Annotated in this window: 25 protein-coding genes; 10 read left to right on the top strand and 15 right to left on the bottom strand. The window is 55.6% G+C overall.

Annotated elements, in window-relative coordinates; translation table 11 throughout:
• Positions 1 to 26 precede the first annotated feature (26 nt).
• The gene (locus P1U45_RS01945; RefSeq protein ID WP_301057244.1) at positions 27 to 1979 is read left to right on the top strand and encodes a hypothetical protein; all 1953 of its coding nucleotides are present in this window, start codon (positions 27 to 29) and stop codon (positions 1977 to 1979) included.
• A gap of 61 nt (positions 1980 to 2040) precedes the next feature.
• Here the strand turns inward: P1U45_RS01945 and P1U45_RS01940 are convergent, their stop codons facing one another.
• From P1U45_RS01940 to P1U45_RS01930, 3 genes are all read right to left on the bottom strand, one after another.
• Positions 2041 to 2289: a hypothetical protein gene (locus P1U45_RS01940; RefSeq protein WP_301057243.1), complete on the bottom strand. Its 249-nt coding sequence runs from the start codon at positions 2287 to 2289 to the stop codon at positions 2041 to 2043.
• Positions 2290 to 2360: 71 nt separating this feature from the next.
• Positions 2361 to 3314, bottom strand: a complete 954-nt coding sequence (locus tag P1U45_RS01935) for a glutathione S-transferase family protein (RefSeq protein ID WP_301057242.1) — start codon at positions 3312 to 3314, stop codon at positions 2361 to 2363.
• A 90-nt stretch (positions 3315 to 3404) separates the two neighbouring features.
• Positions 3405 to 3995: a pyridoxamine 5'-phosphate oxidase family protein gene (locus P1U45_RS01930; RefSeq protein ID WP_301057241.1), complete on the bottom strand. Its 591-nt coding sequence runs from the start codon at positions 3993 to 3995 to the stop codon at positions 3405 to 3407.
• A gap of 112 nt (positions 3996 to 4107) precedes the next feature.
• On the opposite strand from P1U45_RS01930, the gene P1U45_RS01925 reads away from it, so the two are divergent.
• From P1U45_RS01925 to P1U45_RS01905, 5 genes are all read left to right on the top strand, one after another.
• Complete coding sequence (locus P1U45_RS01925) at positions 4108 to 5676, top strand: long-chain-fatty-acid--CoA ligase (protein ID WP_301057240.1); 1569 nt, start codon at positions 4108 to 4110, stop codon at positions 5674 to 5676.
• A 57-nt stretch (positions 5677 to 5733) separates the two neighbouring features.
• Positions 5734 to 7038: an MFS transporter gene (locus P1U45_RS01920; protein WP_301057238.1), complete on the top strand. Its 1305-nt coding sequence runs from the start codon at positions 5734 to 5736 to the stop codon at positions 7036 to 7038.
• Positions 7039 to 7233: 195 nt separating this feature from the next.
• Positions 7234 to 7896, top strand: a complete 663-nt coding sequence (locus P1U45_RS01915) for an OmpW family outer membrane protein (protein WP_293607828.1) — start codon at positions 7234 to 7236, stop codon at positions 7894 to 7896.
• A 187-nt stretch (positions 7897 to 8083) separates the two neighbouring features.
• Positions 8084 to 8944: a TauD/TfdA family dioxygenase gene (locus P1U45_RS01910; protein ID WP_301057237.1), complete on the top strand. Its 861-nt coding sequence runs from the start codon at positions 8084 to 8086 to the stop codon at positions 8942 to 8944.
• A gap of 115 nt (positions 8945 to 9059) precedes the next feature.
• Entirely contained in the window at positions 9060 to 9539 is a 480-nt protein-coding gene (locus P1U45_RS01905; RefSeq protein ID WP_301057236.1) for a 2TM domain-containing protein, read from the top strand.
• A gap of 52 nt (positions 9540 to 9591) precedes the next feature.
• Here the strand turns inward: P1U45_RS01905 and P1U45_RS01900 are convergent, their stop codons facing one another.
• Positions 9592 to 11832 (bottom strand): TonB-dependent receptor, encoded by a 2241-nt coding sequence (locus tag P1U45_RS01900; RefSeq protein ID WP_301057235.1) that lies wholly within the window; start codon positions 11830 to 11832, stop codon positions 9592 to 9594.
• 338 nt (positions 11833 to 12170) lie between these two features.
• Between P1U45_RS01900 and P1U45_RS01895 the strand changes: the two genes are divergently transcribed.
• A complete protein-coding gene (locus tag P1U45_RS01895; RefSeq protein WP_301057234.1) occupies positions 12171 to 13034 on the top strand; it encodes a hypothetical protein in 864 nt (287 codons plus the stop codon).
• Between the two features lie 2 nt (positions 13035 to 13036).
• On the opposite strand, the gene P1U45_RS01890 is transcribed toward P1U45_RS01895, so the two are convergent.
• Entirely contained in the window at positions 13037 to 13579 is a 543-nt protein-coding gene (locus P1U45_RS01890) for a disulfide bond formation protein B (protein ID WP_301057233.1), read from the bottom strand.
• Positions 13580 to 13653: 74 nt separating this feature from the next.
• Positions 13654 to 14295 carry an exopolysaccharide biosynthesis protein gene (locus P1U45_RS01885; protein ID WP_301057232.1) on the bottom strand — a complete coding sequence of 214 codons (642 nt, stop codon included), beginning with the start codon at positions 14293 to 14295 and terminating at the stop codon, positions 13654 to 13656.
• A 143-nt stretch (positions 14296 to 14438) separates the two neighbouring features.
• Between P1U45_RS01885 and P1U45_RS01880 the strand changes: the two genes are divergently transcribed.
• Positions 14439 to 15581: a serine hydrolase domain-containing protein gene (locus tag P1U45_RS01880; protein WP_301057231.1), complete on the top strand. Its 1143-nt coding sequence runs from the start codon at positions 14439 to 14441 to the stop codon at positions 15579 to 15581.
• Here P1U45_RS01880 and P1U45_RS01875 read toward each other — a convergent pair.
• From P1U45_RS01875 to P1U45_RS01840, 8 genes are all read right to left on the bottom strand, one after another.
• Positions 15578 to 15814 (bottom strand): hypothetical protein, encoded by a 237-nt coding sequence (locus P1U45_RS01875; RefSeq protein ID WP_301057230.1) that lies wholly within the window; start codon positions 15812 to 15814, stop codon positions 15578 to 15580. The two genes, P1U45_RS01880 and P1U45_RS01875, sit on opposite strands and share 4 nt — an antisense overlap.
• Before the next feature lie 78 nt (positions 15815 to 15892).
• Positions 15893 to 16357: a dUTP diphosphatase gene (dut, locus tag P1U45_RS01870; protein WP_301057229.1), complete on the bottom strand. Its 465-nt coding sequence runs from the start codon at positions 16355 to 16357 to the stop codon at positions 15893 to 15895.
• 30 nt (positions 16358 to 16387) lie between these two features.
• Positions 16388 to 17578 carry a bifunctional phosphopantothenoylcysteine decarboxylase/phosphopantothenate--cysteine ligase CoaBC gene (gene coaBC, locus P1U45_RS01865; protein ID WP_301057228.1) on the bottom strand — a complete coding sequence of 397 codons (1191 nt, stop codon included), beginning with the start codon at positions 17576 to 17578 and terminating at the stop codon, positions 16388 to 16390.
• Between the two features lie 123 nt (positions 17579 to 17701).
• The gene (locus tag P1U45_RS01860) at positions 17702 to 18592 is read right to left on the bottom strand and encodes a UrcA family protein (RefSeq protein WP_301057227.1); all 891 of its coding nucleotides are present in this window, start codon (positions 18590 to 18592) and stop codon (positions 17702 to 17704) included.
• Positions 18593 to 18696: 104 nt separating this feature from the next.
• Entirely contained in the window at positions 18697 to 20259 is a 1563-nt protein-coding gene (locus P1U45_RS01855) for an AarF/UbiB family protein (protein ID WP_301057226.1), read from the bottom strand.
• On the bottom strand, positions 20260 to 21075 hold the full coding sequence (ubiE, locus tag P1U45_RS01850) for a bifunctional demethylmenaquinone methyltransferase/2-methoxy-6-polyprenyl-1,4-benzoquinol methylase UbiE (protein ID WP_301057225.1): 816 nt from the start codon (positions 21073 to 21075) through the stop codon (positions 20260 to 20262).
• A gap of 60 nt (positions 21076 to 21135) precedes the next feature.
• The gene (locus P1U45_RS01845; RefSeq protein WP_301057224.1) at positions 21136 to 21699 is read right to left on the bottom strand and encodes a PIN domain-containing protein; all 564 of its coding nucleotides are present in this window, start codon (positions 21697 to 21699) and stop codon (positions 21136 to 21138) included.
• Positions 21696 to 21878: a hypothetical protein gene (locus tag P1U45_RS01840; RefSeq protein WP_301057223.1), complete on the bottom strand. Its 183-nt coding sequence runs from the start codon at positions 21876 to 21878 to the stop codon at positions 21696 to 21698. Before P1U45_RS01840 ends, P1U45_RS01845 begins: the two co-directional genes overlap by 4 nt.
• A gap of 80 nt (positions 21879 to 21958) precedes the next feature.
• Between P1U45_RS01840 and P1U45_RS01835 the strand changes: the two genes are divergently transcribed.
• On the top strand, positions 21959 to 23077 hold the full coding sequence (locus tag P1U45_RS01835) for a PAS domain-containing sensor histidine kinase (protein ID WP_301057222.1): 1119 nt from the start codon (positions 21959 to 21961) through the stop codon (positions 23075 to 23077).
• On the opposite strand, the gene P1U45_RS01830 is transcribed toward P1U45_RS01835, so the two are convergent.
• Positions 23078 to 24382 carry a UDP-glucose/GDP-mannose dehydrogenase family protein gene (locus P1U45_RS01830; protein WP_301057221.1) on the bottom strand — a complete coding sequence of 435 codons (1305 nt, stop codon included), beginning with the start codon at positions 24380 to 24382 and terminating at the stop codon, positions 23078 to 23080.
• 425 nt (positions 24383 to 24807) lie between these two features.
• On the opposite strand from P1U45_RS01830, the gene P1U45_RS01825 reads away from it, so the two are divergent.
• A complete protein-coding gene (locus tag P1U45_RS01825; RefSeq protein WP_301057220.1) occupies positions 24808 to 26505 on the top strand; it encodes a methyl-accepting chemotaxis protein in 1698 nt (565 codons plus the stop codon).
• Positions 26506 to 26597: the final 92 nt, after the last annotated feature.

The raw sequence follows: 26597 nt of genomic DNA, 5'->3' as shown, positions 1-26597 counted from the left end.
GGACGCAAAGTTACAAGGGGAATATGATGCAATTGAAATCTCTCTCAGCTGGCCTGGCTCTTATGGGCGCAAGTGTTGCGACAACAGTTGGTGCGCCTTCTGTACTCGCGCAGGAAGCGTCCTGGGGCTACGAAGTTTCCAGCCAGCTCGCCAATTATCAGGCGCTGCGCACGGAAGCTCCGGGCGGCCGTCTTGCAGGAGAGGCGTCTGTTCAGGCGCTTCTCTCAAACCTGCCAGACATGCTGGAAGTCAGCTATGGTGGTTTCGCGTCTGAGAATGGCGGCGATGTCGCAACTGACGTGACGATCTCGTTCAGCCTGTCCGAAGATATTAGCTTCGGCGTCAATATTGGCGAGTTCCGTGTCTACGGTCTTGAAGACAGCGAAGTTGCTAAACTCGCAGCCAACGAAACAGCTGAGCTTGGCTCGCGTATCGACCTGCGAAATGTAAGCCTTGTCGGCATTGAATCGATCGTCGACGCTATTGCGAGCGAAATGTCAGAAACTGCGACCGGTCTGATCCCGGAAGATGCAGTAGAAGCAGAACTCGAAGGCGCTGATTTCGCGATCAACTCATACGGACTGACCTACGACCAGATCGTGCTGGACGGGTTTGTATGGCATGCCGCATCTGACGAAGTGAATGCTGGTATTGATGCGCTGTTTGCATCTGAAACTGGTGAAGACAATGCGTGGCCTCTTTTCGCCCCACTGGCTCGTTTCTATCGTTCAGTCGAGATCGACGAATACGCCATGTATGACATGGACATGTCTATCGACATGGATATCGACGACGGTGAGACCGAGCAGAACATGGTTATGGACATGGTGATCGCGCTGTCTGCGGGTTCAGACATTGATCGCGGTGATTTCGGCTTCGCACTGTCTGAAGGCACATCTTACGATCTGTCTATGAGCATTGCGGCTGAAGAGCTGTCCCAGCCGATTCAGTTCGCATCAGGCGGTTCTGTTGGCCTCAGCACCATGTCCGGTATGAACCTGGGTGTTCTGATGGGTTATCTCGAGCGTCAGGAAGTGCCGGATGCCGGCATTCAGGAGCTGATGAGCCTTGGTCAGTTCGAGAGCTTTGATTCTGTCAGCACACTCAATGGCGTGACGATCTCTACAGTTGGCCGTGCGCTGGTTGATCTGTCCGAGTGGAACTGGTTCGTGCCTGAGCGTATCGCTTTTGAAGGTCAGGACATCAGCTACAATCTCGGCGGTTATATGGACTTCATGACAGGCTTCATGGCGGACATGCCGGAAGTCGCCGAAGATCCGGAAGCTAGCGAAGTCTTCGCAATGTTCGGCTCTGTACGTGAGGCGCTTGTCGACCTCGACATGGACGTCATCAACATGGACATGGGCATGAGCCTCGACTGGGATGCCGACACAGGCATGACAGGCTTCGACTTCGGAACCGACGCAGATGGCTTCGGTACGCTGAATATGGGCTTTGCCGGTTACATGCCGAGCTATAGCGAGTTCGTCACAGCTTACGAAGACGCAGGCAAGGGCGCAGATGACAGCGATAAGGACGGTATGTCGGAAGACCCGTTCGATGCGGCTCTTGAAGAACTGATGGCGTCTGAAATGGCGCTGACAGACTTCGACTTCGAAATCGCCGATGATGGCGGCATGGACAAAGTCTTCGGCCTGGCAATCGCGATTGCCCAGCTTATGCCGGAAGACAACGCCGAAGCGGCGATGATCCGCAACGCATCACCTGCAGAGCTTCGTGCGCTCGTCAGCGGTCTGACACGCATGGGCGGTATGGAAGCGGCTCAGGTCTTCCCGCCAGCGGTTGGCTATATCAACGGTATCGCTGACTTCGTCATGAATGGTGGCGCACTACGCGTCGCGCTCGATCCGGAAGAGCCGCTTGGTGCTCAGTCTGAAGCGCAGCTCATGCAGCTGGGCGATGACCCGCAGGCCATTCTCGATTTCCTTGGCTTCGAGTTTGAATACACAGCGCCATAAGCGCTGGTTCAGAACCAGATAATCAGAGACGGGGAGCTTTAGGCTCCCCGTTTTTTATTGTTCAATCCGTGAATACTTCGCCATCGCAGCGGACCTGATCATGAGGTACACCACGCGCACCAGCCTCGGCGCGGCGTTGATTGCATTCGTTTTCCCTGCGTTGGCGCTCTTCAACGGCCGCCATGCGTTCTTCGGAATATTGGGCCATACGATCACGAATGCACTCATTCATGTCCGTCACGCCTTCGCTTCGACAGGCCGAATAGGCCTGATCACGGCTATAGCTTTCTGTTGAGATACAGCCCGCCATCGTCAGCGCGCAGGTCGCTGCAATTATGGTTTTACGTGTTTCATTTCCAGCCCCTTGCCACAGGGGAGAGATCAGCTCTCCATTTTGCGGACGAGATACCCCGCCCGTGGGAAATGAATGTGCAGGCTCTCAATCGCGTTTTCTACTTTAAAAAGTGTAATCTTATTTGGCTGGGCTGAGACGAGCTCACCTGTCACCCAGACCTGACCATAATCGTCAGGTGCAACGCTGACATGATCGCCCGGTGCAAGACCCTGTGGCTCGGTGCCAACCGTAGCGGCGAGAAGACGTGGGGCTGAGTTTTCGGCAATCTCTAGCGCATCAGCAGAAGAGATCTCTTCCGGTTCAGGACCGGAAATTGCGTTCAGACGGTCAAACCAGTCCTCTGTGCGCGGGGCATCGCGCAGGAATTCGCGCGTCATTTGTGGCAGGTTTTTGTTGAGGAACCAGATGTTCATATGGGCGTGGATGTCCGTCAGGCCCGGCTTAGAGCCGAGCAGCCAGTCACCAATGCCGGAGCTTTTCGATGCCTGAAGGCGTTCTTCCACCCATGAAAGCTGCGCGCGCCACTGATCCATGAGAAGCGGCACAGAAAGCTTCATCTTTTCGGTGTCGAATTTACGACCGCTCATCGCAGAGCGATCTGCCTTGAATTCCTCTGAAATGTGTTCGCCCAGCGAGCCGAAAACGAGGCCGACAGTCGTCTGAAACCATTGCTTGTCCGTCCATGACGCAACCATGGACTGGACGCCTTCATGGCCGCCAAACCCGAGCGCACGTTCAGGAAAGCGAGCTTCAATCATGCGAAGAATGAGGGCGGTGTCGCAATAAATATCGCCGCCAATCTGCATAACCGGCGTGCGGCGATAGCCACCTGTCAGCGGCATGAGGTCCGGCTTTGGCATAATGCTCGGAATTTCTACCTTGCCCCAGGCCAGATTTTTCAGGCGCAGTGCAAGGCGGACCTTCTCTGAAAACGGAGAGTTTCCGTATTGATGCAGCAATATTGATTGCGCATTTGCCATGACCGAGAAGCCTCCGTGCGATTTTGTGTTTCGCTCAGTTAAGCTTGGTTTTGGATGCGTGGAAAGGCCCGTTCCACCGGAAAGCGTGGATTAAGGCGTACGCCATTCTCCGGCGACCTCGTCACCAACCCAGCGCAGCTGTGCACGGCGATGGCCCTGTGCAGACAGTTTCAGCCAGTCAATGCAGCTCACTTTCACGCAAATCACCGTGAAATTCCGGCCGCCAAACGTTTCGTCCTGACCATGTTCTTCAGGGTCATTGAGGGGTGAACCCGGTGGAAGACGCGTGAGATAGTCGCCGCGACCGTATTCCGGAACCGTAGACCAGAGCTGGTCGGCCAGTTCGTCGCCAATATGCAGTTCGGCTGTGCCGGTAATGCGGACCTGCTCTTTATGGTCCGGGTCCCACATCAGAACCTGCACTTCGGGGTGTGTTTCCAGATCGGCGACCTTGGGTGAGCGCGCGTCCGTATAAAACCGGAGCGTCATTGTTTCAGGATCAAAGTGACGGAGCACCAGGGTGCGTACCTGAGGCGTGCCGTCAGGAGACACGCTGGCAAATGATGTCAGCCGCAAAGGAGAGCCTGTCTCATCCGCAGCATGGGCGAGCCGGCGCAATAAATCACGGCGAAGAGGCATCAGGCTGGGTGTTTTGTCGAAACGGTCGATCTGGTCAGTCATAAGAGCTCTGTTTCAGTATTGATCATGTCGTGCAGTCGGTCTTGTATAGGCGGCGAAACGCGAAACAAAAAAGAGTGCCTTCGTCGCACCGTCGCTCGTCTGGGAGGACACAATGATTGATATCGAGAAGATTGGCCACTTCGCCAATATTCCCCGCTATGCCGCTGAAACCTGGGGAGACGCGACAGCCTTCTGGTTTGAAGGCCGCGAAACCAGCTTCAACCAGACCGAGGCGATCTCCAACAAAATTGCGAATTCTTTGCTGGAACTTGGTGTGCAGCCGGGTGAGCGGGTCTGTTATCTCGGTAAGAATACCGATTATTTTTACATGATCCTCTGGGGTACTGTGAAAGTGCGCGGCGCGATGACCGGTATCAATAACCGCCTCGCTGCGCCGGAGTTTGTCTACGCGATCAATGATAGCGGCGCGTCTACTCTGTTTGTAACGCCTGAATTCTTCGATGTGATCGCGCAAATTCAGTCTGAATGCCCGAAGTTGAAAAATATCGTCTGCGTTGAAGGCGAACGCGAAGGCTGGCTGAGCTATGACCGTATGGTCGCTGAAGGTTCTGATGCACCGCTCGATCTGCCGCATCCGGCAGATGATGATGTCGTCCAGCTCTATACATCCGGCACGACCGGATTCCCGAAGGGCGTGCAGCTTACGGGCAGCAATTATATGGGCATGTTCGGTCAGCTGAACTTTGTCGACTGGGCTCATTATGACGCGGGCGAAGCAGTCATGAACGCCATGCCGCTCTTCCATGTGGCGGGCGTCAATTTCGGCATTTTCGGAATGGTACAAGGCGCTGAGGTGGTCATCCTGCGCGAGATTATTCCGCAGGAAATCCTGAAGCTGGTTGAAGAGAAGAAGATCAACCATGCCTTCTGGGTGCCAGCCGTCATTCTGATGCTGACGCAATTGCCAGAAGTCCATTCAACTGACTTCTCCAGCCTGAAACGCGTGTCCTACGGGGCCTCTCCGATTGCAGAAGACCTTCTAAAACAGGCTATCGATATTATGGGCTGTAAATTCACCCAGCTCTACGGTCTGACGGAAACTGCGGGCGCAGCGACCTATCTGCCAAGCGAAGCGCATGACCCGAGCTGGGGTAAGCTTCGCTCATGCGGCGTGCCATGGCCGGGCGCAATGGTGCGCACTGTCGATGGTGACGGTAACCCGACCCAGCCGCATGAAGTCGGCGAGATCGTCATCAAGTCGAACTTTGTCATGAAGGGCTATTGGAACAAGCCGGATGCGACCGTCGATTCCGTTCGTGATGGTTGGTTCTATACTGGTGATGCAGGTTACTTCGATGAGGACGGCTTTCTCTACATCCATGACCGCGTGAAAGACATGATCGTCTCCGGCGGTGAGAATGTGTATCCGGCAGAGGTCGAGAATGCGATCTTCAGCCATCCTGGTGTGGCAGATGTCGCGGTGATCGGCATCCCGTCTGACCAGTGGGGCGAGGAAGTCAAAGCCATTGTCGTTAAAGCGCCGGGCGAAGAGCCAGCACCAGAAGACATCATTGCTTTCACGCGAGAACGCATCGCAGCGTACAAGGCGCCTAAATCGGTTGATTTTATTGAGGCATTGCCGCGCAATCCGTCCGGTAAGATCCTGCGTAAAGATTTGCGGGAACCTTATTGGGAAGGACGGGAACGTCGCGTCAGCTGATGCGTTCTTCTGTCTTCCCTGCATATACACCGTGAGGGAAGACGAAAGGACGACAGGATGAGCACTCCCGATTGGCTGAAACCGGCCATGCAGGCGATTGAAATTGATGATGCCGGACGCGCCTGCCGGGATATTCCAGAAAGCGCCTGCAGGGAGGAAGGAAACAACTTCCTCCGCCATGTTGTATCGCTCACTCTGTCTAAAAGCTCTGATGGCCTGATCGACCCGAAGCTGGTGCTTAGCTGGCTTCTTACCCATCTCGGCGCGCCTGCCTATCTAATCGGCGCGCTTGTGCCGGTGCGCGAGGCGGGTGCTCTACTTCCCCAGCTTCTGACAGCCAAGAAAATCCGTGAGCTGCCGCGTCGCAAATGGGCGTGGGCGCTTGGCGCACTTGTGCAGGGTTTGTCTGCGCTGGCAATCGCGCTCTCAGCACTATTCCTGTCGGGCTTACAGGCTGGGCTGGCAATTGTCGGCTCGCTTGCCGTTCTGGCCGTCGCGCGCAGTGTCTGCTCGGTGAGCTATAAGGATGTGCTTGGTAAGACGGTCGATAAATCCCATAGGGGCACGGCGACAGGGCTGGCGGGATCGCTCTCTGCGGGCGCGGTCATTATATTTGCGCTCATCCTGACCTTTGATCTGGTAGAGCGTGAGCTTCTCGTGCTCTGCGCTATCAGTCTCGCCGGGCTGTTCTGGATGATTGCCGCGCTGAATTTCACCGGACTTCGTGAGGAAAAAGGCGCGACGGACGGCGGAAAGAATTCTCTGGAAGCGGCCGTTTCAAATATCACGCTGTTGAAGGAGGACCGCCAGCTAAGGCTTTTCATCATCACGCGCGGTCTGCTGACGGCTACGGCGCTTGCACCGCCTTTCATGATTACAGCGGCAGGTGAGGGCGGAACCGATGGTTATGGTGGTCTTGGGTTTCTGGTTCTGGCCTCTGCAATTGCCTCTCTCGTCTCCAGCGCGGTCTGGGGCTATCTGGCAGACAGGTCGAGCCGGAAGGTTCTGATGTTCTCCGCGGTGGCAGGCGCGGTTGCGCTCATTGCGACGTCGGTTGCGGGCGCTCTGGGTTATCTTGGGGTGCCGCTTCTTTTGCCGGTTCTGTTGTTCGGACTGATGATTGCCTATCAGGGCGTCCGTCTCGGCCGGTCTACCCATCTTGTCGACATGGCCAATGAAGATACGCGCGCAGCTTATACGGCGCTTTCAAATACGATCATCGGTGTCGTGCTTTTAGCCGGCGGCGTGTTCGGCATTATCGCATCATTTGCTGGTGCGTTGAGCGTGCTCGGCATCTTCGCGCTGATGTGTGTCGGTGCTGCGCTGATGGCTGTAAAATTGGAAGAAGTTCAGTCTGATTAGCAGGCTAGGTGATCCTGCGCGTTGCCCTAAAAAATGCGCAGATTACCCACAATAACCTTGTAGGTATTAATTAGAAAGTCAAGTAATTCAGTCGTCTGAGTGACAGGATGACGCGCGTCAAAACACGCACTTTTTATGCGGGTTATATGGGTGCACAAGGGGGCATCAACAAAACGCGCAGACGGAGAGCGCTTCATGTCTAAATCTAAATATGCCCTTCTCGCACTCACAACAGCCCTTCTGGGAACGTCTGCTATGGCAGAAAGCCCATGGCAGATTCGTGGTCGCGTACTCGGTGTTTTCCCGTCCGAAAGTGCTGACCTCAGCGTAGGTGGTGCACCTCTCGGCGGTGACGCTGATATCGATGCAGGATACGTTCCTGAGCTCGACATCACATACTTCTTCTCAGACAATATCGCAGCTGAGCTGATCCTCGGTGTGACACCACACGATGTGACAGCAACAAACGTTGCGGCTGTCGGTGGTGCAAACGTTGACCTTGGCGACGTGACACTGTTGCCGCCAACTCTGACGCTGCAATATCACTTCAACAACGAAACCAACATTACGCCTTATGCAGGTGTTGGCCTCAACTACACGCTTTTCTTTAACGAGAACGCAGGTCCGGTTGCTGATGACATCGACTATGACCCAAGCTTCGGCCTCGCTCTGCAGGCTGGTCTCGATTACGACCTCGACGGTGAGCCGGGTGGCTGGCTGTTCAACGTCGATGTGAAGAAAATCTGGATCAACACAGACGTGACCGTCGACTTCACAACTGCGCTCGGCGCAACAGTTGACGCTGACGTGGACATCAACCCGCTCGTGGTCGGCGTAGGCTTTGGCTACCGCTACTAGGAACGGACACAAAGTTTAAACTGCAACATCCTCCCAGCAGTTTTGAACTTGGGTCCATTCTACAGGTCAGCAACTAACTGGACCCGATACGGGGCGGAGCAATCCGCCCCGATTTTTTTGTGCCGTTTCGTGATTTCCGGCTTTGGAGTTACGCTCCCTGCAAAATAAAATATCGGGAGGAAAAAGCATGACCGTGAACGTTAATCCGGCGGACTTCACCTTTTTTGAGATTAAACAGCTGTCGCCCATGATCGGCGCCGAGCTCTCCGGTCTTAAACTGTCAGGTGACCTGCCTGATGCGGCAATCTCGGAAATTCGCCGCGCACTTCTGGAATTTAAAGTCGTCTTCTTCCGCGACCAGCATGAGCTGACGGCTGCAGAGCATATCGCTTTTGCACGCCGGTTCGGTGATCTGGAAATTCACCCTGCCACACCGAAAGGGCAGGAGGACCCGGAAATCCTTCGCATCACGCATGATGAGACGTCTAAAGGCCGCGAGAATGCCTGGCACTCGGATGTTACATGGCGACCGGAGCCGTCACTGGGCTCAATTCTGCGTGCACGTGAAGTTCCACCCTTTGGCGGTGATACGCTGTTTTCATGCATGTATGCCGCCTATGATGCGCTTTCGCCTGCCATGAAAGACTGGGTGAGTGGCCTTACTGCTCGCCATGACATTGCCCGCGTGTTTGCAGGACGGCTCAATAAGTCCATCGAAGAGCTTCACGCCCAATATCCGGTGCAAGAGCATCCGGTCGTTCGGACACATCCGGAAACAGGGCGTCGAGCGCTCTATGTGAATACAGCCTTCACAGACCAGATTGTCGGGCTCTCAAAGAAGGAGAGCGACTGGCTGCTTGCGCATCTCTACACCTTCGCGGCTGTTCCTGAGCATCAATGCCGGTTCCGATGGGAAGCCGGTAGCCTCGCCTTCTGGGATAATCGTGCCTGCCAACATTACGCCGCGAGTGACTACTTCCCGCAGCGCCGCGTTATGGAGCGTGTTACTATTGCCGGTGACAGGCCTTTCTTCGATCCGGAAAGATAGGTTAAACGGAGCCCCGCCAAAGCTGTTTGGCGGGTTTTTGTCGGGTTTCTGTCGTGGTACGTGGCGCCTCTTCGCACGATGTCAGTCTGGCAGCAGACGAAAAGGGAAACCGGCAATGAGCCTTGCTTCACGACGCACGGAAAAAGGATGGTCACAGGAAGACCTTGCTCAGGTTTCCGGCGTGAGCGTGCGCACAATTCAGCGCGCGGAAAGCGGGAATAAGATCGGTCTGGAATCTCTGAAATGTCTGGCTGCTGTACTGGAAACGAGTGTCAGCACTCTCATTGAGGAGCAGCAACCCATGCCTGTCCAAACTATGCCCGAAACACCGCGAACTGACCGCGAGCAGGAGGTCATCGAGCAAGTCGAAGCGATCAAAGAGTTTTACCTCCACCTCGTCTGCTTTATTCTTTTTAATGCTGGAATGCTGGCGTTCAATTTGCTGACGTACCCGAACGATATTTGGGTGATCTATATGACTTTGCCGTGGATTTTCGGTCTCGCAGCGCATGCCTGGTTTGTGTTCGGAGACGGGATCGTTTTGGGGCGAGAGTGGGAACAGCGCGAGTTTGAAAAGCGCATGCGACAGAAATAAAAAAAAGCCCGCTCGGATGAGCGGGCTTTTCGTATCAGGTTATCGCTGACGCTTAATTGTGGATCGAGAAGGACACGCCAACAATGCGTGGCTCGTTCACAAAGCCTGTCAGGTTGTTGAAGTCGATTGCGCCTTCGAGCACTTCAACATCGGTGATGTTGCGTGCGAACACAGAAGCTTCCCAGCCAGCATCACTTGCGTAACCTGCACGCAGGCCGCCTTCCCAGTAACCGTCTTCAGAGAACTCGACGCTCTCATAGAGGAAGAAGTTAGTGTCGCCTTTGTAAGCCCAGTCTGTGTAAGCGAAGAACTCGCCTTCACGGAATGGGATCGCGTAGCGTGCTGTGAAGTTAGCAATCCATTCCGGAGAGTTCGGGAACGGGTTGCCGGAGATGTTGTAGCCGAGGAAGTTGTTGTTGCTGTCGTAAACTTCCGGATCAAGAACGGTACATGGCGCGCCGCAGCCCGGTGCAACAAGTACGTCATCAAGGATCTCGGTGTTGTTGTAAGACAGGCCACCTGTGAGAAGCAGGTTCTCGATCGGCGCCGCTTCAACTTCAGCCTCGAAACCGTAACCACGGCCTTCGTCTGCGTTGAACAGAGCAACTGTGTTGTTCAGGCCGCCAACGATTGTCAGCTGCTGGTCTTCCAGAGTGTAGTAAAAGACGGACGCGCTACCGCGAACGTTCGGCAGAATGTCAGACTTCACACCCGCTTCGTAAGAGATAACGGACTCAGTGTCAGCGATAGAGACGAGGTCACCGAATACGAGACGACCCTGAATGGACGGGCCGCGGAAGCCACGTGCGACACGGCCGTACACATTGGTGTCTTCGTTCAGGTCATACATCGCTGTGACGTCCCAGCTGATGAAGTCATCGCCTGTCGCGCCGTCGATCGGGCCGAGTGGCGGTGCGCCGAACGGGCCAAGCGTACGTGCAACAGAGAAGGTCTTGTCTTCTTGGGTGTAACGCGCACCCGCCTGAACGGAGAGACGCTCAGTCAGATCATATGTCAGAGACGCGAACAGAGCTGAAGATTCTGTGTCGCCAGTACGGACAGCTTCACCGTTGAGCGGGTTGCCCGGTGAGAGCGTGTCGAAGCTTGTAGACGTGATATCGACCGTTTCGTCGAACAGGAAGAAACCAGCCTGACCTGTCAGACGGCCGCCATTGTCATAGGCAAGGCGAAGCTCGTTTGTGTACTGGTCGATATTGTTGACGCGTCCGCCGCTTTCAGACGGGAACGGAATGAAGCCCGGGCCGAAATTGCCAGCGCCGAGGAAGGCCGCGCCGAAGCCGCCATCAATGTCGCCAACAGATTCAACGTCTGCAGTTTCGAAGCTGAAGATGTAAGTTGCGTTGATCGCATCAGACAGAGATTTCGTCAGTGTGATGGTTGAGCCCCAGGCGTTTTGGGAGAGACCGTTCTGACCATCGAAGTAAACCGTGTCGCGGTCGAAGTTGGAGCCGACACCGTTTGTGCCCGGATCAATAATGTTCGCACGGAAAAGACGCGCTGAAGAGCGGTTTGAGCGTGCATGAACGTTGAAGAGCGCTTCGAAGTCGTTGTCGAATGGCGTGAAGAGTGCCTGACCACGAACGGCGTATTCCTGGAAGCCTTCATAGACGTCGTCATAGCCCGTGAACGCGTTGTCGACATAGTCGTCGCGGTACTGGTAGAGGCCGGACAGGCGAACAGCGAGGGCTTCGTGAACACGGCCACCGACAGCGCCTTCGATTTCGGCGGTGTTGTAAGACCCGTAGGTCACGTCGAGATAAGCGTCGAACTCGTCAGTTGGTGCAACTGAGTCGAATTTGATGATGCCACCTGGTGTGTTGCGGCCGAACAGCGTGCCTTGTGGGCCGCGCAGAACTTCGATGTCTTCAATGTCGAAAACCGGATAGCCTTTGAGGATCGGGTTTTCGTAAGGAACATCGTCATAAACCAGAGAAACCGGCTGGGACGCATTCAGGTCGAAGTCTGTGTTGCCGATGCCGCGAATGTAGAAGCGCGGGAATGCACGACCGAAAGAGCTCTCTGCGATGACGCTAGGAACGCGTGCAGACAGGAAGCGGATGTCAGCGCCACCAGACGAGATCACGTCGAGGCGCTCGCCGGAAACCTGGCTTACGGAAAGCGGAACGTCCTGAAGGCTTTCTTCAAGGCGCTGGGCTGAAACCGTAACGGTATCGAGGCGGGATTCTTCTTCCTGCGCAGTTGCCATTGGAGACACGGCGAGTGCGAGAAGGGCGATAGCGGATGTACTGCAAAGAGATTTGATCGAGGTCATTTTCACGTTCCTGTTTGAGAAGTGGGTGAGACCGGTCATCTCGAAACAGTTCCGGATGACTTCTATGTAAAACGGGGCTTCCTCCAGCCTTGGGGTGTGTAAGTCATAAACTGTTTCATCAGAGCAAGACTGAAATGCAGGGTGAGCGGCATTAACGTGTTTATTAAGTCACATCGTGCTTTTCGCGTCACAATATGAGGCCGATTTCGGGGCTAAATTCCTGTCGCGCCAGATGCGTCGTGTACGGAGCATAGGGGCTCATCGACAATGCATAGCGATCTATCTGTTCGATCACGCGAAACGTGGTAAACTTTGAGTCTCACCGGGGGGAGATGGATATGACTGGCATCAGGCATATTTCAAAGTTCATGCTCGGCGCTGCGGCGGCGTCGGCACTGGCATCATGTGGCGGGACAGAGTCAGAAGAGCGGTCTGACGCGGCGTCTCCAACGACTCAGGCCGGCAATATTGAGCGCCCGGTCGTGATTGCGTCAGAGACTGAACGCGTGACAGCACCGGTCATTGAGGAACCTGTCGTGCTCAATATGCCAGATGAGATTCTCGGCGTTGATCTTCCAATTATTATGTCCGGTACAGAGCCTTTCTGGTCAGGCAGTTTTGAAGGCGGCTGGATCACGCTCGACCGGCCCGGACTTCCGCTGATCGAAGTGCCAATTCCTGAGTTGCCAGACGCTGGCAATGGACGCATGCGGTTTAACACTGAGGGCCTCGATATCACGCTTGCGACGGGTGGATGCGAAGCGGCTGATAGTGAGCTCAGCGTCACCGTCCTCTTTGAAGATGCCGAGTATGTCGGGTGCGCCGGAATGGAGACGACCGAAGTTCGCGATGGCGGTGACCTGCCTCTCTGGTATCAACTCGTTCCGGGCTCGATTGAGGCGATTGATGCTTGTCTTGAGGCTGCGGACGGACCGCGTTTTGTGCGCGCGCTTTATCCGCGAGAGCAAGGCACGGTCGGCATGATCCTCGTTGATGGGGTGGGCCGCTATGAAGAATGCGGAGCGGAAGTCGATACCGGTGAACTCGGCTTCTTTGATCCGGTTTCATCCGAGCAGGCAGCAGTCTGGTTCGATGGAGATGTCATGTTTGCGCGGGCAGATAGCGGGACAAGCTGCAATATACAGCTCAGCTCGCCGCTCGATGCGTCGCTTGGCCAGTTCCATCCGAAAGGGTGTCGCTAGTCCTAGTAAACCGGGTCGATTGGTTTGTCTGCGCGGGCGAGAGCTTTGGTCGCGAAGAAGGCTGACGCACCCGCTAGTACCAGCGAGATAAGCGCATTGTATCCGGCCATGGAAATGCCGAACAGGCGCCAGGCTGCAACATCACAAGACACGGTCCCGATAGGTCGGTTGAGGTCTTCAAACGACGGAATACCATTCGGAATAGTTGAAGCACTTGCGCCACCCGCGGTGGATGAACAACCCGAAGGCCCCTCAAAAATCTCCCATTCGACGCCAGCATGATAGGCGGCAACGACTAGGCTCGTCATGAAGATGAGGAATAGAAGCACATTCACCGCGCCGAGCAGACGTGGTGTGGACCAGCGCTTTACGACGACAAAGCCTATTGCAGCGATGGTCATCGCAGCCCAGTGAATTTCGCGCTGGCGAAGACAGAGCTCGCAGGGAAGATAGTGCCCGAAACGCTCGAATGCGTGCGCGCCTGCGATCAGGGCGGCAGAGGCGATGAAGGCCAGTACCGGCCAGGATTCGGGCTTTAGCTTCATTTCAGGCATTCCTGAGAGAATGACAGTGATTTGCAAATGTGACACTGCGACCGGAGACCGCAGGCATCACTTTATCAGCCGCCAATTCCCATCATGGCAAGCACGCCTTTGATTAATTCTTTGAGAGCTACCGGCCCGAGAATGAACAACATTCCAATCCAGCTGATGCCGATGATCAGGCCGGCAATCATCATCGCGCCGTCACGCGCCATTAAGCCGAAGGAGACAAGTGCAACGGCGAAGCCAGGCGTGGTGTTGGTTAGCGGCAGGGGAACCAGAATTGATCCGCAGAACAGGCAAAGAAACGCGCCGATCACGCGCTCTGCGGCAGAGTGGACAAGAAAGGTCAGACGCGGGCGCGCAATCTTTTCGGCCCAGCCAAAGAATTTGCGTCCCGAGCGTGAAATGCGCTCAAGACCTGCCTTGTCGATACGGCGAGCAGCGAATTTCTCAGGAAGCCATGGTTCATTCCGGCCAAGCACCATCTGAAAAGCGATAGCTGCCATCGGCAAGGACACGATCTGCGGCACGGCGTAGAGAAACGGGATGCAGCAGGGCAGCGCAAGGGCAAACAGAATTGCGCCGAATGCACGTTCGTCCAGCGCATCGAAAATTTCGCGCAGTGTCAGCCCCTCTTCCGGCGCGCTCTCGCTTAAACGGTCAAGCGCGGTCAGGATCGATGTATCTTCGTTCTCGATGGAGGCGGTGTCGGTCATATGGCAACTCTTACGCGCATCTGGCGCAAAGGGGAAACTCCCAAATTACCGGCTTTCTTAAAATCTGTGCGGCTGCAGTATTTGAATGCAGGGAGGAATGGATTTAAGCCATATGCTGCAGCAGGTTTGGATAGGCAGGTGATATGGAACTCTCTCGCGGACATGTGAAAGCCGGTTTCGAAGACGTACGTCGCGTGTTCGAAGAGAATTTCGCTGATGATGGTGAATTGGGTGCAGGCTTTGCTGCCTATCAGGATGGCGAATGCATTATCAGCCTGCAGGGCGGCTTTGCAGACCGCGCGAAAACCAGACCTTTCGACGAGCATACGCTGACACCGGTTTATTCTACGACCAAGCCGATCGCCGCGCTGGTCGTCGGCCATGTGGTCGATCAGGCGCCCGGCATCACGCTGGATACGCGTGTCGCAGAGTTCTGGCCGGAATTTGCCGCCGAAGGGAAAGACGATCTCACTATCGCAGATTTGCTGAGCCACCAGGCAGGGCTTTGCGGCTTTGAAGAACGGATTGATCCAGCGCTCTGGCTGAAGCCACGTGAACTGAGCGCAAAGCTTGCAGAAACAACTCCTCTCTGGTCACCGGTTCCCGATGGTACGAGTGGCTATCATCCACTTACATGGGGCTATCTGGCGGGTGAAATCGTCGAGCGTCTTGCGGGTCATTCGCTTGGCACAGTTCTGGCCGATGATATTACCGGCACAGCAGCGGGCGGCGATGATGTGATCGACTTCTGGGTCGGCACACCGGAAAGTCAGCATGACCGGATCAGCGAGATCATGCGTCCGAAGGAAATGCCGAAGCTTGGAGATCTCAATCGCTGCAACAAGGCGGCATTCCTGACGGCATGGTCAGCGCCGGAGCGCGGTACGAAAGTCTGGCGGGAAGTGGAAATTCCATCGGCGAATGGTCATGGCAGCGCGCAAAGCGTTGCGCGGCTTTATTCAGCCTTTGCCGATCAGGGCGTGGTGAAATCACCGCTCATGAGCAGCGATACCTGGAATGATTTTCTGACGGTCCGCACGACAGGGCAGGACCGTGTCCTGCCATTCAATATCGAGTTCGCTGCGGGCGTGATGGGGAATAATTCCGGCTTTTACGGGCCAAACCCGAATAGTTGGGGCCATTCGGGCTGGGGCGGTTCAGCTGCTTTCGGAGATCCGGATAACCGGCTCTCCTGCGCATATGTCATGAACAAACAGTCGGCGTATTTGCAGGGCGACCCGCGCGCACAACGACTGTTTGATGCAGTGTATGACTGCCTCGATTAGAGGCGGCCAATCTCGTGGGCGAGATTGCGTTCTGAGTCAGTCGCGATCTTTTCGAGCGTTTTAACACGCTCCCGCAGGTCGGCGACTTCACGGCGCAGGCTGTCGACTTCACCGCTGCCAACAGCGGCCTCGCGATCGCGCTTCGCTTTGATCCAGTTGTTGATGACCCCACCGCCAACGCCAATGATCACGATCAGCACGACCATAGTGAACGGCGCTTCCATTCCAAACATCTTCTATATCTTTCGATCCATTATTGAATATCGATAATATAAGATGAGAATCAGGTGCTGTGAAGAGGCTAAATTCAATTAGCCCTTGCCGGTGGATCCAAAACCGCCTTCGCCGCGATCTGTTTCAGGCAGAACGTTCACCTTTTCCCAGAGGCCTTGTGTGACAGGTGCCATGACAAGCTGCGCGATGCGCTCACCGCGTTCAATGGTGAAAGCCTGATCGCCAAGATTGATCAGAAGGACTTTCAGCTCGCCGCGATAATCAGAATCAATCGTGCCCGGCGTGTTGAGGCAGGTGATGCCATGCTTGAAGGCGAGGCCCGAACGTGGACGGACTTGCATCTCATAACCGTCAGGTATCGCCATTGAGAGGCCGGTTGGCACCAGAGCGCGCTGACCAGGCTTCAGGATGATGTCCTCATCTTCGGGGTTTGCTGCGCGCACATCCATCCCGGCAGAGCCTGCGGTTTCGTATTTCGGCAGGTTGAGACCTTCAAAATGCGGAAGCGGGCGCACGTGGAGTGTGATGGTGGCAGCGGACATATAATTTCCCCCGAAAAGTGGCGGTGTTGTTTATGAGAGGGCTTTCGCGATTCGCGCCGCGATCCAATCGGCAATCTGTGCCTTGGACATGCGGGGCGAGGCCTCCATACCATCTTTCGTAAAGAGGCTCACCTCATTGTTTTCGCCGCCCATCACGTCGCCGGACACATCATTGGCGACGATCCAGTCACAGCCCTTGCGCTGAAGTTTGCCCTGCGCATGGGCAGAAACGTCATTGGTCTCGGCGGCAAAGCCGATGACGAGGCCCGGGCGGTTCTCAGCGAGGTTCGAGATGGTTTTGAGGATGTCGGGGTTCTCAGCAAAGGTCATGGAGACGGGCTCATCGCCGCCTTTGAGCTTCAGCTTGGTGTCTGACGCAGTCGCTGGTCGCCAGTCTGCCACGGCCGCAACAGAGATAAAGGCATCTGCGGGCAAAGCAGTTTCGACAGCGTCCAGCATTTCCAGAGCCGTTTCGACCTTCTGCAACTCAACACCCGCTGGCGGTTGAATAGACACAGGGCCGGAGACAAGGGTCACCTTCGCGCCACGGTCACGCAGGGAGGCAGCGATCGCATAGCCCTGACGGCCGGAAGAGTGGTTGGAGATATAGCGTACCGGATCAATCGGTTCGCGTGTCGGGCCCGCTGTCACGAGGATATGCTTACCTTCGAGCGAGCGGTCAGGGCTTAGTGCAGTGAGAATTTCTTCTTTGAGGCGCGCGACTTCCGGCAGGCGGCCGGGGCCAAATTCGCCACATGCCATCAGGCCTTCATCCGGTTCCAGAACGATGGATCCGTCGGCGCGCAGTGTCTCGACATTGCGCTTCACGGCGGGATGGTCCCACATGCGCACATTCATGGCCGGTGCGTAGAGGACGCGCTTGTCCGTCGCGAGAAGCGCAGTCGAAGCGAGGTCGTTGGCGAGGCCGTTCGCCGCCTTGCCCATTATGTCCGCGCTGGCCGGGCAAACGACAACAAGATCGGTCGAACGTGACAGCTCGATATGACCCATCTCCGCTTCATCATCGAGGTCGAAAAGCTCTGTAAAACACTTCTCGCCGGATAGGGCAGAGACCGACAGCGGCGTCACAAATTCCTGCGCGGCTTTTGTCAGGATGACGCGCGATTTCACACCCGCACGGCCCAGCTCGCGGATCAGCTCCAGGCTTTTGAACGCGGCGACACCGCCCGTGATAATGAGAAGAATGCTGCGATCTGACATGAACACCTCTTTCGTCTTCGCTTCTATAAAGCGGAGCTGAAGAAAAGGGAAATGGAAGCGGCGTAAACAAAAAGGGAGCAGCGCGTGGCTGCTCCCCCTGTCGTTCCCCCAAAACCGCCGTGATCAGTTCATGATCGGGCGGCCCACATTCACGTTTGGCGTATAATTGCCCTCGCGGTGGTTGTAGAGATCAACCAGACTCGGAAGGTTTGCAGCATAAACGGCATCCTCGGTCGCTTCGTCGCGGCATTCGCGGCGTGCACGGGATGAATAGAAAGCGCTGATCCCCTGATCGCGGCAGGCGCGGCGGGATGCTGTCTCGATACGCTCCAGAAGCTCGGAGTTACGGTCGTAATCTGACAGATGCATCAGGTCCGCATAGCAGACAGCGTAAGAACGTTCGCCATCACGGCTGGTGGACAGGCGGCGGATTGTGTTCTCACGGCATTGCTCGATTGCCAGCCAGTCATAGCGAACGATTTGCGGAGCAGGTTGTGGAGCCGGAGCAGGCTGGTGGTAGACGACGGCTGGCGCGGGCGGCGCTGCACACGGGTTTGGCGTGTAGCAAGGTGTCGCGGATGGCACGCTGCGCACATAAGTGCGGGTCGTCGTGGTTGTGCGCGTTGGCGCGGCGTGGTGGCTCGCGCATGGATTTGGCGTGTAGCAGCCAGATGTTGTCGTCGTGTAGGTGCGCGTCGGTGCTGACGAATAGCTGGACGCAGAAGAATAGCCGGAAGCATGACCGGACGAGTAGCTGTACGTCGCTGCGGGCGCAGGCTGCACGGTGTGGATGGAGTGCATGGACTGAATGTTGAGGTCGCGCGTATTGGTGCCGCTGCCTTGGGAGTGGCCCCATCCATGCTCAGACTGGTGATAGCCGTGCCCATGCGGGGCAGGCGCAGGTTGCGGCGCTGGTGCCGGATGGAAGTTCGGTCCCGGCTCGCCAGCCAGCGCAGGCAGGCTGACTGCAGTCATCGCAAGTACAGCAGAACAGATAAGTTTTACAGCGCGCATCAATTCACCCTCTCCAAAGTGTTAACAAGAAGTTACCACTGAAAGGGGAAGTTCAGCAACTTAAGAATCCAGTAGACGCACCTGACTGTTCAGGAAGGCGCGTTTTAGGAGAAAAACGTCTCATAGAGAGACAGTCCGACCACGACGCTGATAATGATCGTGCCTGAGAGCACGATCAGGCTGGTCACTGGCTTTCGGATATAGCCGGGCAAACGCATGGATTTGCTCTGGCGGGCATGAGCGTCCTGCGCTTCCAGAACGCGGTCGACACGGTCCAGAATTTCCGGAAGCTGAACCGCGCGCTGGGCAAGGCTTCGAAGTGCGATGCCGGACTGTTTGGCAATGCCAGCAGGGCCGAACTCCTGACGTATCCATTCTTGAACCACAGGTTTGGCGGCGTCCCAGATATTGTGGGTTGGGTCGAGTGTGCGCGCGACGCCTTCCACCTGCACCATGGTCTTTTGAAGGAGGACCAGTTCAGGGCGCAAATGCATACCGAATGTGTGGGTGAAATCGAGAAGCTGGAGCAGAAGTTTGCCCATGGAGACTTCCTGCGCAGACTTGCCGTGGATCGGCTCGCCGACGGAGCGCAGTGCCTGTGCAAAGTCACCGACAGACCGGTCTGGCGGAACATATCCGGCTTCGAAGTGCACTTCAGCCACGCGTTTGTAATCCCGGCGGATGAAGCCATCGAGGATTTCAGCGAGGAAGCGGCGCTCGGCCATGCCGATACGGCCAACAATGCCAAAGTCGATCAGATACAGCTCGCCATCATCACCGAGGATCATATTGCCTTCGTGCATATCCGCATGGAACACGCCATGACCGATAGCGGCCTGAAGGAATCCGCGTGTGACTTTGTTCGCAAGCTCGATGCGGTTGAACTCGCGCTTTGCGAGGGCTTCGGTGTCGGTCAGGCTTGTGCCGGTGACCCAGTCTGTTGTGAGGACGGTTTTGCCCGAACGTTCCCAGTCGACTTCCGGAACATGGAAAGAGCCGCCGGACTTTGCCGAGACTTCTGCAAACTCTGATGCGCCGCCTGCTTCAAGGCGCAGGTCGAGCTCTTTTTCCATAGAGGTCGCCACCGTCTCAACGAAGGCAACCGGCTCCATGCGTCTGGAATTTCGGTCCACCGTTTCGATAGTGCGGGCCGCGCGCTTCATCGCTCGAAGTTCGGTCAGGATCAGGCGTTCGACATCAGGGCGGAGAATTTTGACCGCGCGCGTGCCGTCCGGTGTTTCCATCCGGTGAACCTGCGCGATGGACGCCGCAGCGATGGCAGGCCCGATTTCGGGGAAGAGACGTTTCGCTTCGTCCTCACCGAATTCCAGATTGAGCTGGGTTCTTGCTTTCTCATCGCCAAACGGCGGCAGCTTGTCTTTCAGGCGTGACAAGTTTGTTGTCGTCTCCACGCCGAATACATCAGGGCGCGTCGCAAGGAACTGGCCGAGTTTGATATAGGCGGGGCCAAGCGATTCCAGAGCAGCAGCAAGACGTTCGCCAGGGCGCCCTTTCGGTTTGCCGCCAGTGGCGCGCAGAAAGCCGCCGAATGCCTTGGCCGGAAGCGGCATGCGGCTGGCGTATTCTGCAGGCAGGATCACATCATGACGTGCCAGCGTGACGCCCGCGCGCATGAGGCGCCAGTAATCTGCAATCGCTGAAAACATCTAGACAGCCCAGCCGAAGTGAAGCGCCGCAATGCCGCCGGTAAAGTTGGTGCAGGACACATTGCTGAAGCCTGCCTCTTCAATGCGGCGAAGCACTTCATCCTGTTTCGGGAAACGGCGGATAGACTCAACAAGGTACTGGTAAGACGGCGCATCGCCTGCCACCCAGTCGCCGAGCTTCGGGATCACGTTGAAGGAATAAAGGTCGTAGGCTTCTTGCAGCGGCGTCGCTGTCATGTGAGAAAACTCAAGGCAGGCAAAGCGCCCGCCCGGTTTCAGTACGCGGCGGAATTCACGGAAGGCTTTATCAATGTCAGCCACGTTGCGAATACCAAAGGAAATGGCGAGCGCGTCGACAGTATTATCTTCAAACGGCAGAGCCATCGCGTCGCCGCATACCCAGCTCATCTGATCAGCAACGCGGGCAACATCATCACGCTCGCGACCTGCGGCCAGCATGGCATCGTTGATATCGCAGACAATGGCATTAGCGCGGACATGATGGCGGCCATGACGCTCACCCTGCAGGCGGGCGCGTTTCAGAAAGGCGAGGGACAGGTCGCCCGTGCCACCAGCGACATCAAGGAAGGACTCGCCCGGTTGCGGGTTCAGCCTGTCCATTGTCATGGTTTTCCAGACGCGGTGAACGCCGGCGGACATGAGATCGTTCATCAGATCGTATTTACCCGCGACAGAGCGGAACACGCCTTTGACGCGCGAGACTTTTTCATCTGCGCTTACGTCTTCAAAACCGAAAGAGACTTTCTCTTCAGCTGGCGCTTGAGTGTCGGCGGTGTTTTGGATCTGATCAGTCATGACTATCCTCTAAACCCGGTTGGCCATTGAGAAAAGCGCCAGATTGGCGCGGGTGGCATTTTAGGCCGCTAACGTTTTTGCCAATCGCTTGAGGCCAACCTGTTTCAAACGGGTAAGACAGGCTGCTTCATCGAAAACGCGGTTATCAATGATCTGGATGAGATTAGCCATGACGCGTTGCGCCGCATCAGGAGACTGTTCTGCCAGTTCTGTGAGGAAGTGATCTGTATTAATGGCGCGTATGCCTGTGCCGGAGAGGGCCTTTTTCGGGAAGTCGCGCAGGTTTTCGGTCACAATGACGGACGCTTTTGCCGATAACGCGAGTTCTAGCACATGTTCATCATCAGGATCGGGAAGGGGCGCTCGAAGTGTCATGGATTGAGGTTCCTGTAGCGCTTCAGGAAAGCTCTCGAGGATCAGGTCACACACTGTCCCGGCATGCTTGGCGAGCGTCTCTTTATCCATGCCGCTCGCCTTGAGTGTTTTCGGGATAGCGCGCTGAGTTTCATGCAGAATTCGCAGTGACCAGACCGGCTCCAAAAGGCCTTCATGGGCAAACAGCAGCACCATGTGTCGCCTGATTGTGCCCGCCAGAATACAGGCGTCGATTACTGCACGGATCATTGTGGGCTCACTTTCAACCATGCCGTGTAATCTGCCTTAATGAGCTTGATAAGTGTGGTATTTTCTGTAATCGTTGTATTGGGTAGGCTGTGCTTTTTGTTCGGGAAACCTTGGTTGTCGTTCTTGATTTCCGGGGCTTTCAGGGCACGTCCTTTATTACTTTTGATTTTTTCAGACATGCATTCTGCTCCGCGGTTTGGTGTCAGAATACTTTTTAACGGAAGTGCTGCAAACCGCATCTTCGCGTCGGGTTGGCAAAATGTTTGAGTCTTTTTTCTTTCGTGCCCGGGAAGCCTTCCTGTTGATTGATGCTAGCGGATCCATCATCGACGCAAACCGTTCGGCCTGCCAGTTCCTGAAAAAGGATCGACACGAGATCGCCGGTATGCCGGCAGACTATCTGTTCGAGACGGACGTTCTGGATGATATGTTCCGGATGGCCGACCGGGAGGATGCCTGGACGGACTCTTTCGTCACACGTGTCGTAGCAAATGATGAAGTGGCCGATATGAGGGCCATCAGATTACAGCCTGCAGATAAGAGCATGCTGTACTCGGTGGAATTGTCTCACGAAACGCTTCAGAGGCGCGCAGTGACGCGGCTTCAGGACGATCTTGAAAGCGCGAAAATAAACGCGCAGCAAGAACGGCGTGCTTCCAAAACACTACGGACAACCAATGAGAGGCTAACGTCCTTCGCGCACCGGGTGGCACATGACGTCCGCGGCCCTTTGCGAAATATTCGGATGGCGCTTGAATTATACCGTGATGATGAAGAGCATGTCGCGCTGGAGACCCGCGAAGAACTTCTGACGATGGCAGAGGCGTCTGCCGGTGAACTGGAGCGCCTGCTTATCGGACTTCTCAACTATTCGACAAGTTCTTCACGTGGGTTGGCGCGTCAGGACGTTGATGTCACCGAAATCGTGCGAAGCGTTGGCGCAAGCCTGATGGCACCTGGCGATGGTGATTGGCTTGAAGTAGGCGATTTGCCAATCGTTCATGCTGACCGGGCGTTGATGGAGATCGTTCTGCAAAACCTTCTCTCGAACGCGCTGAAGTTCAAATCAGATGACCGACCGTTAAAGGTCGAAGTCCTTGCGACCGGTGAGGGGGAGAGCGCTGAAATCGTCGTTCGCGATAACGGGATTGGTTTTCCGGAAGACGCAGCCGAGCAGATTTTCGAGTTGTTCGGTCGCCTCAGTAATGAACGCGAGGGCGCGGGCATTGGCCTGGCAACCTGTGCTGAACTGATCGCTCAACATGGTTGGAGCATTCAGGCTTTCAGCACCCCTGATGAGGGCGCTGAATTCCGTATTTCAGTTCCGTGGAAAGATGTCGTTCAGCTGCGTGAGCCTAAAACCCACGCGGTCGACTGATTAAGGCCGACCTACACTCGTATAGTCAAAGCCGCGCTTGGTCATATCTGCCTTGGTGTAGATATTGCGCAGGTCCACAACGACATTGCCGTTGAGGATGGACTTGGCGCGTTCCATATCGAGCGCACGGAACTGATCCCACTCTGTAATGATGACCATCGCGTCAGCGCCTTCCAGCGCGTGATACGGGCCATCGCAGAACATCACGTCTTTCAGCGAATGGCTCGCCTCTTCCATGCTCTCAGGGTCATAGGCGCGGACTTTTGCGCCAGCTTCCTGAAGGGCTGGAATAATATCGAGGCTTGGCGCATCGCGCATGTCATCGGTATTGGGTTTGAAGGCGAGGCCCAGAATGCCGATTGTCTTGCCGGAGACATCGCCGCCCATCGCGTCGATAATCTTCATGGCCATGGCTTTCTTGCGGTTGGCGTTCACTTCAACAACCGTGTCGACAATGCGAACCGGAGCGCCAACATCATTGGCCGTCTTGGAAAGCGCCAGCGTGTCTTTCGGGAAGCATGAACCACCATAGCCAGGGCCGGCATTGAGGAATTTCTTCCCGATGCGGTTATCAAGCCCGATGCCGCGGGAGACTTCCTGAACGTTCGCGCCAACCTTCTCACACAGGTCTGCAATTTCGTTGATGAAAGTAATCTTCACCGCGAGGAAGGCGTTGGCTGCGTATTTGATCAGCTCGGATGTGCGGCGGTTTGTGAAGAGGATTGGCGTCTCATTGAGATAAAGCGGTCGGTAAAGCTCTGTCATCACCTCTTTGGCGCGCTCATCATCTGTGCCGACGACTACGCGGTCTGGAACCTTGAAGTCTTTGATCGCTGCGCCTTCGCGCAGAAATTCCGGGTTAGAGACGACGGCAAAGTCAGCCTCAGGATTGGTCTTTTTGATAATGGCTTCGACTTCATCGCCTGTTCCAACCGGAACCGTCGATTTGTTGACGATCACTGTGTAGCCGTCCATCAGGCCGGCAATTTCTTCCGCTGCGCCATAGACGTATGAAAGGTCCGCATGACCATCACCGCGACGTGACGGCGTACCAACCGCGATGAACACAGCATCAGCATTTTTGATGGCGTCAGTCGGGTCTGTCGTGAAGAAGAGGCGCTCTTCCTTGACGTTCTTCTCAACCAGCTGATCAAGGCCAGGCTCAAAGATCGGAATCTCACCCGCCTTCAGCTTGTCGATCTTGGAAGCATCCTTATCCACGCATGTCACAACATGCCCGAAATCTGCAAAACATGCGCCAGAGACAAGGCCCACATAGCCCGTTCCGATCATTGTTACACGCATTGGGATACTCCGTCTGGATGCGATGGCGTTCGGCGATATTACACCGGAAATCTAATGGCGGAGGGGTGCGTTTTTTAGGCGCGAACGTCAAGTCTAAAGGGCATAAACACGGCGCGACAGATCGGCTGTGTGGTTTTCTCTACCCCGTCCGATGATCTGAAAGTCGTTACAAAACTAAAGTTCCCCTGAGAGTTGCTTTGAACATGTATAGCGTAGTCTTAGTTGATTTCAGTATAAAATGACCCTTTTTCTGTATTAAGTGCTTCCACTTTTGGAAGCGGAAAAACGACCGTTCGTTTTTTGGTAATAAAAAAAGAGAGGCAAACTTGTTTTTACTTCGAAAACTAAACACGGTTATTCATAATTGGAATATAATTTAATGATTACAGTGCCCTTCATATAATACGTGTGGAGTGTGAGGGGTTATGCTCAGCAAGCTGGAAAAGCTTTCTGTACAGAAAGCTGTAACGCTGATGACCAGTTCTTTGGTTGTCGCGGCTGTAGGAATTATTTCGATTATCAGCCTGGTGGTCATCGCCGGCAAGGTTGAGAACGATGCGGCAAAAGCCCAGGCAATGAACATCGCTGTTGCGGCAGAGATGTTCGAATTGAGTGTTGAGGGCGCTGAAGTTCGCTGGGGGCGAAACGGAGGTGTGACGGGTGTTGTGGTTGAGGCGTTTCCGGACGTCAGCGATCACGCCATCGTAGATGAAATCGTGCGTGCGACGGGGGAAGTCGCCACACTGTTTGAATGGGATGAAGCTCGTCAGGACTTCATTCGTCGATCGACCAATGTCCTGGGGGAAGACGGGGGCCGCGCAACCGGGTCACCGCTTGGTGCATCTAATGATGCCTATCAGGCGGTGATCCGGGGTGAGACGTATCAGGGCGAGTCGCTGGTACAGGGCGAGAAATATTACGGCGTTTATTCGCCGGTCATGAACCTTGCCGGGGACATTGTCGGGATCGTGTGCGCGGCTATCGAGAAATCGCAGATCACGGCGATTATATGGACGCTTATCATTCAGTGTGGCCTCGCCGCTATTCCGGTGATGGGGCTTGCCATCTGGATCGCTGGAATGGCCGTTCGCAGGATGATGAAGCCGGTGACCGAACTCGCGGCAGTGACCGAAGAGCTCGCGCGGGGCAACCTGAATATAGACGTGCCTTATACAGATCGCGTGGATGAAATCGGCCAAAGTGCACGTGCCGCAATAGCGCTGAAAGATCTTTCCCAGCGCCGCGTAGCAGAGGCTGAGGCTCGTGCGGCCGAGCGTGAAGAGCGTACCGCTCAGATGGTGGCCCAGTTCAGCGCCCGCATTGATGATTTGCTCGGTCAGCTGAATGATACAGCGGGCGGTCTGGACACAACGGCGTCTCGTTTGACGGACGTTGCTGAGAACTGCTCTGTGCGTGCTGAAAACACGGTGAACTCATCGAACGACGCAACAAACAGCGTGCATGCTGTGGCGGCGGCTGCTGAAGAGCTTTCAGCGTCCATCTCCGAGATTGCGGGACGCGTTGCCGAAACTACGGGCAGTGTGCACCGCGCGACGGAAGAAGGCATTCGCAGCAATCAACAGGTGGCAAACCTGGCAGAAGCAGCGTCACAGATCGGCGAGATCGTTTCTCTTATCCAGTCTATTTCCGAGCAAACCAATCTGCTTGCGCTAAACGCGACCATCGAAGCGGCGCGGGCAGGAGACGCAGGTAAGGGCTTTGCGGTCGTTGCATCTGAGGTCAAACAACTTGCAAGTCAGACATCCAAGGCGACCGAGGACATTGCTGAACAGATCGACCAGATCCAGCAGGCCACAAAACTTTCGGTCGGCGCAATTGAGGGCATGACGGAGATCATCAAAGTGGTCGAGGGGTATACCACCCAGATTGCCACAGCGATTGAGCAGCAGGGCTCGGCGACTGCCGAAATCTCCAGCAGCTCTCAGCGCGCGGCGATGGGCACGTCTGCTGTGTCTGATGAAATGGGCCAGCTCACCAGTGCGGTGACGGAAACCAGCGCCGCAGCGGAAACGGTGCTGTCCTCTGCTGCTGATCTTCAAATGCGTACCGATGAAGTCGCAAAAGAAGTTCGCCGTTTCCTCGGAGAAGTCTCAGCTGCCTGATGTCCCTCTCAGGCAGACACTGGAAACGCCGCTCCTGAATGGGGCGGCGTTTTTCGTTTGGCTATTGATCGGGCGGAGGAACAGCGCAATTA

Source organism: Ponticaulis sp. (genome assembly GCF_029210165.1).
GTDB lineage: Bacteria > Pseudomonadota > Alphaproteobacteria > Caulobacterales > Hyphomonadaceae > Ponticaulis.
This window is presented reverse-complemented; position numbering and strand designations above follow the sequence as displayed.

What these genes read in the sequence shown, in the direction of transcription:
- ubiE (WP_301057225.1), bottom strand. Translation starts at nt 21,075, where the DNA reads ATGACTGATCAGATCCAAAACACCGCCGACACTCAAGCGCCAGCTGAA.
- P1U45_RS01855 (WP_301057226.1), bottom strand. Translation starts at nt 20,259, where the DNA reads ATGTTTTCAGCGATTGCAGATTACTGGCGCCTCATGCGCGCGGGCGTC.
- P1U45_RS01935 (WP_301057242.1), bottom strand. Translation starts at nt 3,314, where the DNA reads ATGGCAAATGCGCAATCAATATTGCTGCATCAATACGGAAACTCTCCG.
- P1U45_RS01860 (WP_301057227.1), bottom strand. Translation starts at nt 18,592, where the DNA reads ATGCGCGCTGTAAAACTTATCTGTTCTGCTGTACTTGCGATGACTGCA.
- P1U45_RS01885 (WP_301057232.1), bottom strand. Translation starts at nt 14,295, where the DNA reads ATGACCGACACCGCCTCCATCGAGAACGAAGATACATCGATCCTGACC.
- P1U45_RS01900 (WP_301057235.1), bottom strand. Translation starts at nt 11,832, where the DNA reads ATGACCTCGATCAAATCTCTTTGCAGTACATCCGCTATCGCCCTTCTC.
- P1U45_RS01880 (WP_301057231.1), top strand. Translation starts at nt 14,439, where the DNA reads ATGGAACTCTCTCGCGGACATGTGAAAGCCGGTTTCGAAGACGTACGT.
- dut (WP_301057229.1), bottom strand. Translation starts at nt 16,357, where the DNA reads ATGTCCGCTGCCACCATCACACTCCACGTGCGCCCGCTTCCGCATTTT.
- coaBC (WP_301057228.1), bottom strand. Translation starts at nt 17,578, where the DNA reads ATGTCAGATCGCAGCATTCTTCTCATTATCACGGGCGGTGTCGCCGCG.
- P1U45_RS01845 (WP_301057224.1), bottom strand. Translation starts at nt 21,699, where the DNA reads ATGATCCGTGCAGTAATCGACGCCTGTATTCTGGCGGGCACAATCAGG.
- P1U45_RS01890 (WP_301057233.1), bottom strand. Translation starts at nt 13,579, where the DNA reads ATGAAGCTAAAGCCCGAATCCTGGCCGGTACTGGCCTTCATCGCCTCT.
- P1U45_RS01910 (WP_301057237.1), top strand. Translation starts at nt 8,084, where the DNA reads ATGACCGTGAACGTTAATCCGGCGGACTTCACCTTTTTTGAGATTAAA.
- P1U45_RS01915 (WP_293607828.1), top strand. Translation starts at nt 7,234, where the DNA reads ATGTCTAAATCTAAATATGCCCTTCTCGCACTCACAACAGCCCTTCTG.
- P1U45_RS01945 (WP_301057244.1), top strand. Translation starts at nt 27, where the DNA reads ATGCAATTGAAATCTCTCTCAGCTGGCCTGGCTCTTATGGGCGCAAGT.
- P1U45_RS01830 (WP_301057221.1), bottom strand. Translation starts at nt 24,382, where the DNA reads ATGCGTGTAACAATGATCGGAACGGGCTATGTGGGCCTTGTCTCTGGC.
- P1U45_RS01925 (WP_301057240.1), top strand. Translation starts at nt 4,108, where the DNA reads ATGATTGATATCGAGAAGATTGGCCACTTCGCCAATATTCCCCGCTAT.
- P1U45_RS01825 (WP_301057220.1), top strand. Translation starts at nt 24,808, where the DNA reads ATGCTCAGCAAGCTGGAAAAGCTTTCTGTACAGAAAGCTGTAACGCTG.
- P1U45_RS01920 (WP_301057238.1), top strand. Translation starts at nt 5,734, where the DNA reads ATGAGCACTCCCGATTGGCTGAAACCGGCCATGCAGGCGATTGAAATT.
- P1U45_RS01895 (WP_301057234.1), top strand. Translation starts at nt 12,171, where the DNA reads ATGACTGGCATCAGGCATATTTCAAAGTTCATGCTCGGCGCTGCGGCG.
- P1U45_RS01840 (WP_301057223.1), bottom strand. Translation starts at nt 21,878, where the DNA reads ATGTCTGAAAAAATCAAAAGTAATAAAGGACGTGCCCTGAAAGCCCCG.
- P1U45_RS01905 (WP_301057236.1), top strand. Translation starts at nt 9,060, where the DNA reads ATGAGCCTTGCTTCACGACGCACGGAAAAAGGATGGTCACAGGAAGAC.
- P1U45_RS01940 (WP_301057243.1), bottom strand. Translation starts at nt 2,289, where the DNA reads ATGGCGGGCTGTATCTCAACAGAAAGCTATAGCCGTGATCAGGCCTAT.
- P1U45_RS01835 (WP_301057222.1), top strand. Translation starts at nt 21,959, where the DNA reads ATGTTTGAGTCTTTTTTCTTTCGTGCCCGGGAAGCCTTCCTGTTGATT.
- P1U45_RS01930 (WP_301057241.1), bottom strand. Translation starts at nt 3,995, where the DNA reads ATGACTGACCAGATCGACCGTTTCGACAAAACACCCAGCCTGATGCCT.
- P1U45_RS01875 (WP_301057230.1), bottom strand. Translation starts at nt 15,814, where the DNA reads ATGTTTGGAATGGAAGCGCCGTTCACTATGGTCGTGCTGATCGTGATC.